Consider the following 15,444-nt stretch of genomic DNA (forward strand, 5'->3'; position numbering starts at 1 on the left):
CAGTCCAACTTCTTATGGATATATGGATTTGATGATAGATGTTTTTCTTTTATACTGAGAGGAGAGCTGTACAATGACGTTGTTGGAGAGACAATTTAATGGAGTAGAAAATGCACGGGAAGTTCTTTTAGAAGAGCTCATTGATTTAGGCCGGGATATTATCGACAGTCGGGATATGGACCTATTGCGCGAGAATGCCAATTTGAATGGAGAGAGTTTCTCCGGTAAAATGAGCAAGTTCGGCAGTGAATATTCAAAATGGTACGCCCGCAATTTTACGATGCCGCCACAGCTAGTGCAGGCTATTGATGACAATGTCGTCTATGTGCATGATCTGGATCAATACGCGATTGGAACGACGAACTGTATTTTTATCCCGTTTGATAAACTTCTCCGTGAAGGTTTCAATACCGGCAACGGCAGCGTTCGTCCTCCGAACTCAATAATGACAGCTATGTCTCTGGTAGCGATTATTTTCCAATCCCAGCAAAATGCTCAATATGGTGGTGTATCCGCCAATAAACTCGACTATGATCTGGCACCTTATGTAACCAAATCCTTCGCCAAGCTGTTCCGCAAGGGTCTGAATTATTTTGAAGAAGGACAAGCTGATGAATCTTTGGGCGAGATTACGATGAGCCGGACCGATCTGGCGGAGTTATATCCAAGAGCGTTCCGTTTTGCACTAAAGGAAACCGAAATCGAAACTCTGCAAGCGGCTGAAAGTATGGTACATAATCTGAATACCATGTCCAGCCGATCCGGTGGACAAATACCGTTTACCAGCATCAACTACGGTACTTGTACTTCACCAGAAGGTCAGCTTGTGATCAGTTCTCTGCTAACCGCAACTATGAACGGACTTGGCAGCGGAGAAACACCAGTGTTCCCGATTCAAATCTTCAAATGCAAGCAAGGAATCAATCAACAGCAAGGCGATCCTAACTATGAACTGTTCCTAAAAGCGGCTGAATGTTCTGCGCGCAGACTATATCCAAACTTCGCTAATCTGGACGCTCCGCTCAACTTGCAGTATTATGATCCAAGTGATCCTGATACGGAGTTCGCTACAATGGGCTGCCGAACCCGAGTGCTCGGTGACCGTTTTGGGCGTAATCATTGCTCTGGGAAGGGCAACCTTTCCTTTAATACACTGAATCTGGTTCGGCTAGGTCTGGCACACGGCACAGTAACAGGCAGACGTACCGTCGCAGACGAAGCTGGCTTCTATGAAGATCTAAATCATTACATGGATATTGCGCTGGAAGGACTTCTTCATCGCTTCCACATCCAAACCGCACAAAAAGCTAAAGCTTCCGATTTCATGATGCGAGAAGGCGTCTGGGAAGGCGGCGAACATCTTGCACCTGATGACACTGTAGGCGATCTGCTGAAGCATGGCAGTCTGTCTCTTGGCTTCATCGGTATGGCGGAATGTATGAAAGCTATGTACGGTAAACACCATGGCGAGGATATGGAAGTTCATGCCAAGGCGCTGGCTATCGTGCGTCATATGCGGGACTATTGCGATCGGAAAAGTGAGGAACTGGATCTTAACATCACCCTGTTCGCAACTCCAGCAGAAGGTTTGTCCGGTAAATTCACCAAAGTTGACCGCAAGGTACTGGGTTCCATTCCGGGCGTAACCGACCGTGAATATTATACGAACTCTTTTCACATCCCTGTATACTTCGATCTGGGTGCTGCTCAGAAGATCAGCTTGGAAGCTCCTTTCCATGAATACTGCAATGCCGGGGCTATTTCTTATGTCGAATTAAACGGCAATGCCCGCAACAACCCATCGGCTTTTATCAAAATCATTAAATATGCGCTCGAACAACAGGTCAGTTATTTCAGCATTAACCATCCGATTGACCGCTGCTCCAGCTGTGGATACGAAGGCGTAATTGGGACAAACTGTCCTTCCTGCAACGCACATGAGAATGACGTGCACATCCGCCGTTTGCGCAGAGTTACAGGTTATTTAACCGGCGACTATCAGACCCGCTTTAATGCCGCCAAACAAGCTGAAGTTCGGGATCGCGTTAAGCATCTATGAATATTTGCGGTTACTATCCGGAGTCGATTAACGAGGGAGAGGGCATGCGGGCCGTCCTCTTTCTCAGCGGCTGCCGCCATCGTTGCCCGGGATGTTTTAATCCCGAGACATGGAACTTTAAATATGGAGAAGTCTTCACCTTAGAACGACAACATGAAATCATCGCAGAAATCGCCGCTAACCCTTTGCTGGATGGTCTGACACTGGCAGGCGGCGATCCTTTTTTCTCAGCAGAAGAGTTGCTGGGGTTCATTTATGAGCTTCGCACTGTACTGCCAGAGTTCTCAATCTGGATTTACAGTGGTTATAAGTACGAAGAACTTACAGCCCTTCCCGGTACGCCGGAGTGGAATCTACTTAAACAGTGTCAGGTGTTAATAGATGGAAGATTTGTAGAAGAACTGAAAGATACTACGCTTCTCTACCGGGGAAGCTCCAACCAACGCATTATCGACATTCCGGCCAGCATGAACGGCTCGGAGGTCTTTCTGTGGCAGCCTGCTGCGCTATAATATATCAATTTTTGATATTGAAAATTAATTTGAAATAAGAAGGGATGAACTAACCATGCCGCAATTCGTAGTAAAACCGGATAATCGCCAACTGGCTTTTGATGAGAACCGTCTCTCCGTCTACGCTGACCGTATTCTGGAAGGTCTCGATCAACTAAATAAAGAAACTTTGCTGCGTGGAGTGAATTCCAAACTGCGTCGTGACTCGGTAAGCGGAGAAGAAATCAGCAATGCCTTCACCATGAGCGCTCTAGAGCTTGTAACAAAAGAAGAGCCTAACTGGAAGTTCGCAGCTGCCCGCGCCCTTCTGACTACCCTTTATAAAAAAGCTGCCGTTCATCGCCGCTACAAAGCTTATCCAGAAGAGCCTTACGGTGAATTGTATCCACTAATTACGGATCTCGTGAAAAAAGGAATCTATCGCGAAGAACTTCTAAGTCATTACACCAAAGAACAAATTATCGAACTAGGCGGGTGTATCGATTATACACGCGACCTTTTGTTTGACTATATCGGCCTGCTTACGCTATCCGACCGTTATTTGGCGCATGATTTTGACGGCCGTGTAATGGAGCTTCCACAAGAACGTTATATGATTATTGCTATGTACCTGATGCACCGTGAGCCAGCTGAGAAACGTCTTGAGCTTGTAAAAGAAGCTTATTGGGCTATGAGCAACATCTACATGACTGCTGCTACACCTACAATGTCCAATGCCGGCAAAAAGGTCGCTGGACAACTATCCAGCTGCTTTATTGATACTGTAGACGATTCCCTAGAGGGTATCTTTGACTCCAATACAGACGTAGCACGTCTAAGCAAAATGGGTGGCGGCATCGGCGTTTACCTTGGAAAAGTACGAGCACGTGGTTCGGATATCCGTGGCCACAAGAACACAAGCTCCGGCGTAATCCCTTGGATTCGCCAGTTGAACAATACAGCAGTCAGCGTAGACCAGTTGGGCACACGTAAAGGTGCTGTAGCTGTTTATCTTGATGTATTCCATAAAGATATTCTCGCTTTCCTCGATCTTAAGCTGAACAACGGTGACGAGCGCATGCGTGCACATGACGTGTTCCATGGCGTCTCCCTACCTGACCTGTTCATGGAAGCTGTAGAATCGCGCAGCCATTGGAACCTCTTCTGCCCTCATGAAGTGAAAAAGGTCATGGGCTGGACAGATAAAAATGGCCGTCCACTAGGATTGGAAGATTTCTACGATGAAGAGCTTGGCAAAGGTACTTTCCGTGAAAAATATGCTGAAGCTACAGCGAACCTGGAATTATCCCGGATCACTGTTCCTGCGATCGACATCATGAAACGGATTATGAAATCACAGCTAGAAACAGGTACACCGTACATGTTCTACCGCGATACCGTGAACCGGACCAACCCAAACCGTCATCAAGGTATGGTTTTCTCCTCCAACCTGTGTACAGAAATTATGCAGAATCAGTCTGCAACAGTTATTGAGCAAGAAGAATTAGTAACTAAAGATGGCCAGACCCGGATCGTTATTTCCAAAATCCCTGGCGACTTCGTAGTCTGCAACCTGAATTCGATTCACTTAGCACGGGCGATTCCAGCTGGCGTATTAGAAAGACTTGTTCCGATCCAAGTTCGTATGCTTGATAACGTAATCGACATTAATAATATTGAAGTTCTGCAGGCACAATACACGAACAGCCAGTACCGCGCAGTAGGTCTCGGCACATTCGGCCTGCATCACCTATTGGCACTCAAGGGCATTCGTTGGGAATCCGATGAAGCCGTAGAATATAACAATCATTTATATGAACATATCAACTACCTGTTGGTTCGTTCGAGCATGGAGCTTGCCCGTGAAAAAGGCCGTTATCCGAAATTTGCTGGATCCGATTGGGAGACTGGCGCATACTTCACTTCCCGCGGGTATGTTAGCGGTGAGCAAGAAGGTAAATATGTAACGACTGAGCAATGGCGCGAGCTGCAAGAAGAAGTAGCTAAGGACGGCGTACGTAACGCTTGGATGTTCGCCATTGCGCCGAATGGATCTACATCGATTATTGCCGGCTCTACCGCCAGCATTGATCCGCTGTATGAACTGCTTTCCTATGAAGAAAAAACAACTTATAAGATTGCTAACCCAGCACCGGATCTGTCCGACAAAACGATCTGGTACTATAAGACAGCATTTACGATTGACCAAAACTGGTCGATCCGCATGGCTTCTGCTCGCCAGCGTCACGTCGATCAAGGCCAAAGCTTCAACCTGTATGTCCGTCCTGACATCAAGGCTACCGAGTTCCTGGAACTGCATCTGAATGCCTGGAAGGGCGGCTTGAAATCAACTTATTATGTGCGTAGCCGTGCTTTGACTATAGAAGAGTGTGAATCTTGCGCTAGCTAATTATCTTAGTGCCCTGAATAGAAAAACGATGATGAATTTCGTAACTGCGAGGAATGTTTGGGCTTCCGGCCGCTGTTGTCATCAGAGGTCTAGATCTTTACCGCTATTAGCGGATGACATCCGATGACAGCATATGCTTTCGATGCGAGCTTTCCTACGGAAAGCTTTCGGGCGAACGCTGACGCTCCTACAGCTCCAAACTTCCTCTCCGTTACTCCATCACCGTCTTTCTATGAACAAGACACCAAAGAAAGATTACCAGCGCAAAAAATGGAGGGATAAGAAATGCAATTACAAAAGATTTTTAATACTGAAGCACCTAACCAATCCACACGCATTATCGACGGTGAATGCTCAGGTATTCTGAACTGGAACGATATTCGCATGCCTCATATGTACAAGCTGTATAAGGTGCTGCTGCTTAATCACTGGATCGCGGATGAAATTCCAATGTCCAAGGATGCGCAACAATTCCCGATGCTGGATGCCGAGGAACAACGCGTATTTAAGATTAATATCTCCCTACTCGCTGTGCTGGATTCGATGCAGACGATGTTCGTGAGCGACGTGAAGCGTTATTTCACCGATTCCTCTTTGGAAGCTATCTCCGCTATTATCGGGCAGCAAGAAGTGGTGCATAACCAATCCTATTCCTATGTTCTTTCCTCTATCGTGTCGGAGAGTGAGCAGAAGGAAATTTTTGAATATTGGAAAAAAGACCCTGTCCTGCTGGAACGTAATCAGTTTATCTCTGATATTTATCAAGAGTTCCGTGATAACCCTACGAGACAGACCTTTTTCCATGCGCTGGTAGCAGATCTCATCTTGGAAGGAATTTTCTTCTACAGCACTTTCGCCTTCTTCTACAATCTGGCCCGTGACCAGAAGATGATGGCAACCAGCCAAATGATCTCTTATATTCAACGTGACGAGAATCAGCACTGCTACTTCTTCGCAGAAGTATTTAAGCAGCTGCTTGTAGACTTCCCTGAGCTGAACACCAAAGAAAACATGGATTACGTATACCGTACCATCGACCGCGCGGTAGAGCTCGAAACCAACTGGGCTTATTACACACTTACTAACGTGCGTGGTATTGATCTTAACGAGCTTAGCGACTACATCAAATATACAGCGAACAAACGTCTGACTTTGATGGGTATGGAAAAAGCTTATCAAGGTGTTGACGTTAACTGTATGCCTTGGATCAAACCCTTCTCCGATGATGCGCTTAATGCTACCAAAACTGACTTCTTCGAAGCTAAGTCCCGCAACTATGGTAAGGTTGGCGACGATAACGGATTCGACGATTTGTAAGACCGGATATATAACGATCCCTATATAAAAAAGAGGCCATTCTCTACTTTCTTAGTGAGATGGCCTTTTTGCTATAGCTTATATAATGCAAAAAGCGCCCCTCTCCCCTGGTATCAGGGATGAAAGAGACGCTTATACGTTTGTTATTAGCACTAAGCACAGAAGGCTTGCTACTTAGTCTTATGCCTTGCGTTCCACACGATGTGTAGTTTCTTCTGCAAGCTCATCTAATGCATCGTTCAGGCGCAGCTTCAGCTCCTCAGCAAGCTCTACCACTCCGTGATCATTACGAACCACTTGAGAATCCACGGCATAGACGCCGCCAAGAATGTAACGCGCGCCCAGTACAGACAACACAGGTTTCAATGCGTAATCAATTGTGAGCAGATGTGCAAGACTGCCGCCCATGAACAGCGGGAGTACAACTTTTCCGGCCAATCCCTTTTGTGGAACCAGATCTAAAAAGGTCTTCAACACGCCTGTATAAGAAGCTTTATAAACCGGGCTAACCACAATTACCGCATCAGCTTCCGCTACAAGGCCATTGGCTTTGACGATAGACTCACTTTCAAACTTAGTGTGAATCAAATCCTCCGCTGGTAGTTCTGCTACGTTAATACGCTCAACCTCGAAGCCCTGATTGGTTAAGCTGGCCTCCGCATATTCTATAGCTGCATTGATACGCGATACCAGGGAAGGCGTTCCGTTAATCACAACAATTTTAGCCACTTTTCCACCTCTTCCATCCCACTTAAGCAGCTCACACTGCTTTATTTATTATCCCGACAAAATTACTTTAAATTAATACTAATCCTAACGTAGAATTGATATTTTTGTCAAACCATAACCACTTGCGCTCCTCCTACTCTTACGTTATAATAAGCAACAATATTAAATCCAACAATCAGGCCAATGATCGGCATCCAACCGTGAGGCGTCTGCGACCGGAGTCTACAACAACTCCCTAAGTTCACCGGGTTTCGCCCGTTACCGCGAAGACCAAAGAGGGTCGGATTGTTCCTGCAGTTAAGGAGATTCGATCAACCTGGGTGGCACCGCGAGCTGACGCTCCTCGTCCCATGGATGAGGGCGTTTTTTGCGTTTTTTTAACCAAAAAGGAGCGAAACGGTATGCTGGATATGAACTGGATCAAAGACAATCAGGAACTTGTAAGAAACATTACGGCTTGGAAAAGAGTCGACTTCCCACTGGATGAACTGCTGGAATGGGATGAGAAACGGCGCGAATTGCGCCAAGATACGGAACAGTTGAGAGCCCAGCGTAACGGGCTGACCAAAGAGGTTGAACGACTTTTACGACAGGGTGACAGCGTGGCAGGAGAAGCAGTTAAAGAACAAGTAAGAGAACTGAACAACCGCCTGAATCTCTATGAGGCAGAACTAACTGAGGCAGACCGGCGCTGTGGAGAACTCATGCTGCTCGCACCAAACCCTGTATCGCAGGATACACCGATTGGCCATGATGATAAAGATAATGTAGAACTGCGACGAACCGGAACGTTGCCGGAATTCGGCTTTAAACCGCGTGATCATGTAGAGCTAGGCGAGCTCCACAATATCATCGATATCCCCCGTGGCGTCAAAGCAGGCGGCCCACGCAGCTATGTGCTGAAGGGTGCAGGGTTGTTGTTACATCTCGCTGTACAGCGGCTGGCCATTGATGTACTAACTGCCCGCGGGTTCACGGTGATGGATGTTCCCGTGATTGTCCGTCCGGAAGCGCTGGAACGTACGGGCTTCTTCCCCGGCGGGATGGATCAGACCTATGAGCTAAACGGAGACAATCGCTGGCTGGTAGGCACATCGGAGGTGTCGCTTGTCTCGCTGTATAGCGATGAGATTGTCGAACTGGATTCGCCAATGCGACTCGCCGGAATGTCGGCCTGCTTCCGCCGTGAGGTAGGATCGGCGGGACGAGACGTGCGTGGCCTGTACCGTGTTCATCAATTCTCAAAAATTGAACAAGTTATCTTATGTCGGAATGATGAGGGCGTATCAGAGGGCATGCTGCAGGAGATTCTTGCGAATGCAGAGCATATTCTACAGCTCTTGGAACTTCCCTATCGGATCATGTCTGTCTGCACAGGAGATATGTCCCTGAAGACACATAAGCAGTATGACATCGAAACTTGGATGCCAAGCAGAGAGGCATACGGAGAGACACACTCGGCTTCCAACCTGCTCGATTTCCAAGCTCGTCGTTCGGGCATTCGTTACCGGGATGCCGACGGTAAGCTGCAATACTGCCACACCCTAAACAACACCGCAGTGGCTACACCAAGGATCCTAATTCCGCTGCTGGAGAATCATCAACTGGAGGATGGATCCATTTACATTCCGCAGGCACTGCGTAAATATATGGATGGAATTGAACGGCTTGAGCTTCCGCACCAGCAGTGATGTGTTGTCCAAGTAGATTTAAAATTAAAAATGCCCTTCCACTTCTCGATAAGAAGCTGGAGGGGCATTATTTTTGTTCCGATACATTCTATATAATTCTAATCACTATTGTTTTCCCTATGTAAAAATTAACAAAACTCTAGAATAAATTTGTCGCAATCCATAATAAATTCAACAATATATATAACATAAAATTAAAATATCGGTGATCTATTAACCATAAAAATACTAAATTTATAATTAATATTGTATTTATGCACTGTTTTTATACTAAAATCACAACATTTCAATTTTTAGATTTAAATGATGCAAACTTTAATTTATATTCATGAAAGACAACCTTTCATTTTACATTTGAATGCTAAGATTTAATAGGTTGTAAATAAAAGATTCGAGGGGAGAATGACTTATCCAAATGATTATTTCTTCAAGAGTAAGGAAATGGTTCGCTACTGGACTGGCAATGTTAATGGTTGCCGGCAGTGTGTTACCAGCTGTCCAGACTGCCGAGGCAGCACCGGATAATAGCAATATTGTTATCTCGCAGGTCTATGGTGGTGGTGGAAACGGCGGAGCGGAACTTAAAAATGATTTTATTGAATTATACAATCCTACAAATCATCCAGTAGATTTGACTGGATGGAAAGTTCGCTATACCTCAGCTGCCGGAACCTTTAGTAGCGGAACAGACTTAAATGGAACCATCCCGGCAAATGGATACTTCCTTATTGAGGAGGCCGCTGGAACGGGAGGAACTACCGACTTGCCTACTCCTGATGTTAGCAAGGGAATCCTTGCTATGAGTGGTACAAACGGCAAAGTCGACCTCGTTGATAAATCAGGTACAACAATTGATTTAGTTGGCTACGGAACAGCTACAAATGTCGAGGGAAGTGCAACCGCTGCTCTCTCCAATACGACAGCCGCTATCCGTAAAGCTGCGGCTGGTGCACCGGCTGACAGCCGCGGTCTAGATACGGATAACAACTCTACGGATTTTGTTGTCCAAGCACCAAGTCCACGGAACAGCACCTACGGTACGTTACCTGAATTACCGGAAACTGCTAGTTCCGCAGTAGCTTTACCAGCCCCTAATGCCTGGCCGGCTGGTACAGAAATATCTTTGAATTCTCCAACGGTTGGAGCATCCGTCTATGCAGCTGTTTATGGATCAGGTGGTTCAACTAATTTCCAACCTTACACAGGGCCTATTACCTTAACTGAGGACACTACGATTAAAGCGTATGCTTCAGAACCAAATATGCCAGACAGCCCTATATCGACTTTTGATTACACTATTCTGGCCAAAACAGATGTTGCAACAGCACGCCTTGCTAGTAAAGGTCAGAATATTTTAACAGAAGGTATCGTAACTCACATTAATGCAGCAAAAATGTATATTCAGGATGAATCCGGCGGGATCGTACTTTATGGTTTCCCAGAGTTCGCAAACGTTGGAGATCGTGTTGAAGTAAGCGGCACAATGGATATCTACAGCAACCTGCAAGAAATCAAATTCCAAAGTGGACTTCAATACAATGTAGCTGCACAAAATGTTGGGGTGCCTGCACCAAAATTGATTACAGCAACCGACTTGTCTGCCGCGAACGGCGAAAGCCACGAAGCTCAGCTGGTAACTATGAATAATGTGACCATAGACAATGTAAATGGCAGCACGGTGACTGCTAGCCAAGGTGGACAACAATTCACAATTTTTTCAACCCTGCCTAAACTAGTTAAGGGTAAAACCTTTGACAATATCACTGGGGTTATCGAGCAATATAGTACGACTTATCAATTCATTCCACTTAATGAAAGTGCTTTGGTGGAAGAAACTTTTTCCGTTATGGCCAGCCCTGGCGCAGGTCGCATCATCAAAGAAAGTTCTGTGACCCTATCCAGCCCTACTCTTGGAGCACAGATTTACTACACGACCAACGGAACTGAACCAACAACAGCAAGTAAGCTTTATTCAGATCCGATTACAGTTAATCAAGATCTTACCATCCATGCAATTGTCGTAGCAGATGGCAAGACAAGTAAGGTTTATACCTTTGCATATAAAGCATCTGAACTCCCTCGTATACATGATATTCAAGGAGAATCTCATACTTCTGAGTATGCAGGTCAGAACGTTTCCGATGTAGAAGGCATCGTTACCCAATATGGGTACACCTTCGCCACTGGCGCTTATAGAGGTTTCTTTATGCAAGACCCTCAGCCAGACGATAATGTAAACACTTCGGAAGGTATTTTTGTATACAGCACTAATTCATCCCTTAAGCCTCAAATTGGAGATTTAGTCCAAGTTAGTGGAGCTGTTTCCGAATACAACGAAGGTAACGCAAGTAATTTAACCTCTACTCAAATTACTATGACTTCAATAAAAGTAGACTCCTCTTCAAGTTATACTGTGCCGGAGCCTGTCGTACTTGGTAAAGGCGGGAGAGCCATTCCGTCTTCCATAATTGACAATGACGGCATGGCTGATTTTGAGCCTAATGAAGATGCAATTGATTTCTACGAATCGTTAGAAGGTATGCTCGTCAAGCTCCCTACCCCTACGATTATCAGTCCTTACTGGACAAGTGGTAGCGGAAATTCCATGCTGTATAACATCCCTACAAGAGTAGAAAATGAAACACCTGATGTCATCACACCAGCTGGTGGATTAGTTCTCAAAGAATACAACCAATACAATCCTCAGCGCCTCATCATTGCTTACGGAAATCCGGGTCAAGAAGTCATCACCGGAGATAAGTTCGCGGGAGATGTAACTGGCGTCATCGGATACAACAACGGTAACTTCAAAGTGATTCCGGAAAACGGTAAGCTTCCAGCCATCACTCCAAGTACCTTTAAGCAAGAAACAACTACTCTTGAAGTCAATGATAGTAAGTTGTTGATCGCATCGTACAACATTGAAAACTTCTACCCGGGTGTCGGAGCAACAAAAATCCAGAAACTAGCCGACTCCATCACAAACAATATGAAAAAACCTGACATTATCGGCGTTGTCGAAATGCAGGACAGCAATGGTGAAGCCAATAATGGTATCACTGAAGCAAGTGCAGCCGAATTGATTAAGGCTATTGAAACCGCTGGCGGTCCTGTATATAAATACACAGATATCGCTCCGGAGAACAATATGGATGGCGGTGCCCCAGGCGGAAACATTCGCGTAGGATTCCTGTACAATCCAGCAAGAGTACAGCTTGCGGACAGTGTGAGCGGACAAAAAGGTACAGCTATACAATCCGTTGGATATAACGCAGCGGCAGATCAATTGACCTACAATCCAGGACGAATTGATCCAACAAACTCTGCCTTTACAAGTTCACGTAAACCCCTTGCTGCACAGTTCGTATTCGGTGGCGAGACAGTAATTGTGATCGCTAACCATTTCAATTCAAAAGGCGGCGATACCGGTCCTTTCGGAAACGTTCAGCCCCCTGTATTGTCCAGTGAAACACAACGACATAAAATCGCGGCGGTCGTAAACGGATTTGTCAAAGAGGTTCTGACTGCAAATCCTAAAGCCAATATCGTAGCTCTTGGCGATTTGAATGATTTCCAATTTACTAAAACTGCAACCCTCTTAAAAGGTACAGAACTAGACAATTTGATCGATACATTACCTTTAAATGAGCAGTATACGTACACCTATGATGGAAACTCTCAAGTGCTAGATCATATTCTTGTCAGTAAAAATCTAACGGCTTCTTCTAAAGTAGATGTCGTTCATCTAAATGCCGACTTCTCACCATCGAACGGTCGGGTATCCGATCATGATGCGGTTTTGGCACAGATTGATTTTAATACTGCTGAAGACTTCCCACTAACCATTCTGCACACCAATGATACACATGCAGGATTAGATACTGTCAGCTCACCAAACAACATCTTGCGCCGTGTAACAGCAATCAAAGATGCCAAGGCGACTACAGAGAATCCTATTCTTGTAGACGCAGGTGATGTGTTCTCCGGAACGCTTTACTTCAATAAGTATCTGGGTCAAGCAGATCTGGCCTTTATGAATCTGGTTAAATATGATGCTATGACTTTCGGTAATCATGAGTTTGATAAAGATTCAGATGTACTGTCCAAATTTATTGGCAACGCAAAGTTCCCATTTGTCTCCTCCAATGTGAACTTCTCAGCGGATGATATTCTTAGTAAAATGTTCACCAATGAAATCGGCCGGTCAGGTAATGCTGGAACCATCTACCCTGCGCTGATCAAAGAAGTAGACGGCCAACAGGTCGGTATCATGGGTCTGACGACAGAAGATACGGCGAACATTGCTTCACCAGGTAAAGTGACCTTTGAGAATGCCTTCGCTAAAGCGGAAGCAACGGTCGCTATGCTTGAAAAAGAGAAAGTTAACAAGATCATTGTTCTCTCTCACCTTGGCTATGAAGAAGATCTCAAGCTAGCCAAAGTCGTTAACGGCATTGATATTATCGTTGGGGGTCACAGCCACACGCAACTGAATCAAGCCGTTGTTGATAACACCGATCCAAAAGCACCGAAGCTAATTGTACAAACTGGTGAAAAAGGTCTTTTCCTTGGCCAACTTGAAGTTAAATTTAACAAAGATGGCGTACTGACCGATTGGAAAGACCAATTAATCTCCATCGATGCTAAAAACGGTACTAACTACGTTATCGCAGAGGATCCTGAAGCTAAAAAGATCCTGGATACCGAGTATAAGCCGGGTATTCAAGAACTAACCAATGAGGTAGTAGGAAATTCAGAGGTTGTTCTAAACGGAGTTCGTGATAATGTGCGCACAAAGGAAACTAATCTTGGTAACCTGATTGCCGATGGCATGCTTTATGCAGCTCAAAAAGCGGGCACTAATGCCGTAATCGCCTTGCAAAACGGCGGCGGTATTCGCGAATCCATCAACGAAGGACCGATCACACAAGGCGAAGTACTCGGCGTACTTCCATTCAACAACGATCTGGTTACGATCACTTTGACTGGACAAGAAATTAAGGATGCTATGGAGAACGGGGTTTCCAAAACGCCGGCAGCAGACGGACGTTTCCCACACGTTGCAGGGTTGAAATTCTATTACGACTCTACGAAACCTGTGAACGAACGTGTATTGCGTATTGAAGTGAAAAACGGGGATAAATACGTTCCTCTGGATCTGAACGCATCCTACGAAGTAGCTACGAATGCTTTCACAGCGAAGGGTGGAGATTTCTATACTTCACTTGAAAAGGCCTATAAAGAAGGTCGCGTGAATCTGCTGTACCTACCGGACTTTGATGTATTTACGAAGTATCTGCAGAAGGTTGGAACGGTCACTGCGAACACTTCCGCCGTTGAAGGCCGGATTGTTGATCTGAAAGGTGCACCACTGCCGGAGACAAATCCAACTCCGACACCAGACCCAACACCAGTACCAACACCAGATCCAACTTCAGTACCAACTTCAGTACCAACTTCAGTACCAACATCGGCTCCAACAGTACCAACAGCTACACCATCACCAACTGTTGCTCCAACTGTGGCTCCAATTGCTTCAGCACAAGTAACAACAATTGATGCTGCTGATCTAACCAAACAACTTGCTGAACTGCCAACGGGTAGCCAAGAGCTGGTTATTCCGGTTAAAGCCACTACAGGCGGCGCTCAAGTAGTGCTTCCAGGCAGTGTGCTTGTAAAACAAGCAGCAGCACAACCTAACACAGTTCTTACCTTTACTACGGATGGTGCTTCTTATTCCTTGCCACTCCGTGTTGTAAACAGCGCAGCACTTGCCGCTCAATTAGGCACCAGCGACTTTACAATTACGGTATCCATTCTAGTAGCGAATTCGGGAACACTAAGCAGCACAAACCAAGCTATAGCCTCACAGCTAGGTAATGCTACTTTAGCTGCTCCAGTAATCGAATTCAGCGTTTCAGCGCAAGCCGGAACTAAGAGTGTGCCGCTGAACAATTTCGGCAGCACTTACGTGAAGCGCACGATCAATGTACCTGCCGTCTTAAATTCAAATAACGCAACGGCAGTAGTCTTCGATCCTGCTTCAGGTAAGATCTCCTTCGTGCCTGCTATCTTTGTTCCTAAAACAGATGGAACAACGGACGTTACGATTAAACGGAACAGCAACAGCTACTACACCGTTGTTAAGTCTTCCAAAACGTTCGCAGATATTAACGGACACTGGGCTAAATCATCCATTGATCTATTAGCTACCAAACTAATTGTCAGCGGAACAAGCAACGATACGTTCTCTCCTTCACAGTCGATCACACGTGCTGAGTTCGCCGCATTAATTACGCGTTCTCTGGGACTTGCGACAGCTAATGGTGAGACCACATTTAAAGATGTAAACTCAAGTGCTTGGTATGCTGATGCTATACGCACCGCAGCAGAAGCCGGATTGATTTCCGGTTATACCGATGGCAGCTTTAAGCCGGGTAGCCCAATCACTCGTCAGGAAATGGCCTCGGTATTAGCGAAAGCCATCAAGTACACAGGTAAAACCTTAAATGCCGATCCTGCGGCACTGGCTAAATTCAGTGACGCAGCAAGCATTCCTGCTTGGTCTCAAGCAGCAGTAGCAGAAATCGCTGCTGAGGGAATTATCCAAGGAGCAACAGACGGTTCCTTTGCTCCACAGAAGCTAGCAACTCGTGCCGAAGCGGTTACGATGCTGGAGAAGACATTGAAATCTCTCCAATTTATCAACTAGCAAAAGCTGATCTCCAGCTCTGAAGACAAAAAGGC

Annotated in this window: 8 protein-coding genes; 7 read left to right on the forward strand and 1 reads right to left on the reverse strand. The window is 45.7% G+C overall.

Translation table 11 applies throughout. The features are described 5' to 3' along the window. Positions 1-73 precede the first annotated feature (73 nt). The 5 genes from MHH63_RS21780 (at position 74) to MHH63_RS21800 (ending at position 6,277) form a co-directional block, all read left to right on the forward strand. Positions 74-2,059 carry an anaerobic ribonucleoside triphosphate reductase gene (locus MHH63_RS21780; RefSeq protein ID WP_339281611.1) on the forward strand — a complete coding sequence of 662 codons (1,986 nt, stop codon included), beginning with the start codon at positions 74-76 and terminating at the stop codon, positions 2,057-2,059. Then, positions 2,056-2,571 (forward strand): anaerobic ribonucleoside-triphosphate reductase activating protein, encoded by a 516-nt coding sequence (nrdG, locus tag MHH63_RS21785; protein ID WP_341172104.1) that lies wholly within the window; start codon positions 2,056-2,058, stop codon positions 2,569-2,571. Before MHH63_RS21780 ends, nrdG begins: the two co-directional genes overlap by 4 nt. Before the next feature lie 55 nt (positions 2,572-2,626). After that, the gene (locus tag MHH63_RS21790) at positions 2,627-4,960 is read left to right on the forward strand and encodes a ribonucleoside-diphosphate reductase subunit alpha (RefSeq protein ID WP_076142084.1); all 2,334 of its coding nucleotides are present in this window, start codon (positions 2,627-2,629) and stop codon (positions 4,958-4,960) included. A 123-nt stretch (positions 4,961-5,083) separates the two neighbouring features. Further along, positions 5,084-5,242, forward strand: coding sequence for a hypothetical protein (locus tag MHH63_RS21795; RefSeq protein ID WP_176462588.1), 159 nt, complete (start codon positions 5,084-5,086; stop codon positions 5,240-5,242). Positions 5,243-5,245: 3 nt separating this feature from the next. After that, positions 5,246-6,277 (forward strand): ribonucleotide-diphosphate reductase subunit beta, encoded by a 1,032-nt coding sequence (locus MHH63_RS21800; RefSeq protein ID WP_036682584.1) that lies wholly within the window; start codon positions 5,246-5,248, stop codon positions 6,275-6,277. Positions 6,278-6,457: 180 nt separating this feature from the next. On the opposite strand, the gene ssuE is transcribed toward MHH63_RS21800, so the two are convergent. After that, complete coding sequence (gene ssuE / locus MHH63_RS21805; RefSeq protein WP_036682586.1) at positions 6,458-7,006, reverse strand: NADPH-dependent FMN reductase; 549 nt, start codon at positions 7,004-7,006, stop codon at positions 6,458-6,460. 401 nt (positions 7,007-7,407) lie between these two features. On the opposite strand from ssuE, the gene serS reads away from it, so the two are divergent. Both serS and MHH63_RS21815 read left to right on the forward strand, forming a co-directional pair. Next, positions 7,408-8,697: a serine--tRNA ligase gene (serS, locus tag MHH63_RS21810; RefSeq protein ID WP_076124541.1), complete on the forward strand. Its 1,290-nt coding sequence runs from the start codon at positions 7,408-7,410 to the stop codon at positions 8,695-8,697. 415 nt (positions 8,698-9,112) lie between these two features. Beyond that, positions 9,113-15,409, forward strand: a complete 6,297-nt coding sequence (locus tag MHH63_RS21815; protein ID WP_341172105.1) for a 5'-nucleotidase C-terminal domain-containing protein — start codon at positions 9,113-9,115, stop codon at positions 15,407-15,409. Positions 15,410-15,444: the final 35 nt, after the last annotated feature.

It is taken from the genome of Paenibacillus sp. FSL H3-0310 (assembly GCF_038002785.1).
Classification (GTDB): Bacteria; Bacillota; Bacilli; order Paenibacillales; family Paenibacillaceae; genus Paenibacillus_AQ; species Paenibacillus_AQ odorifer.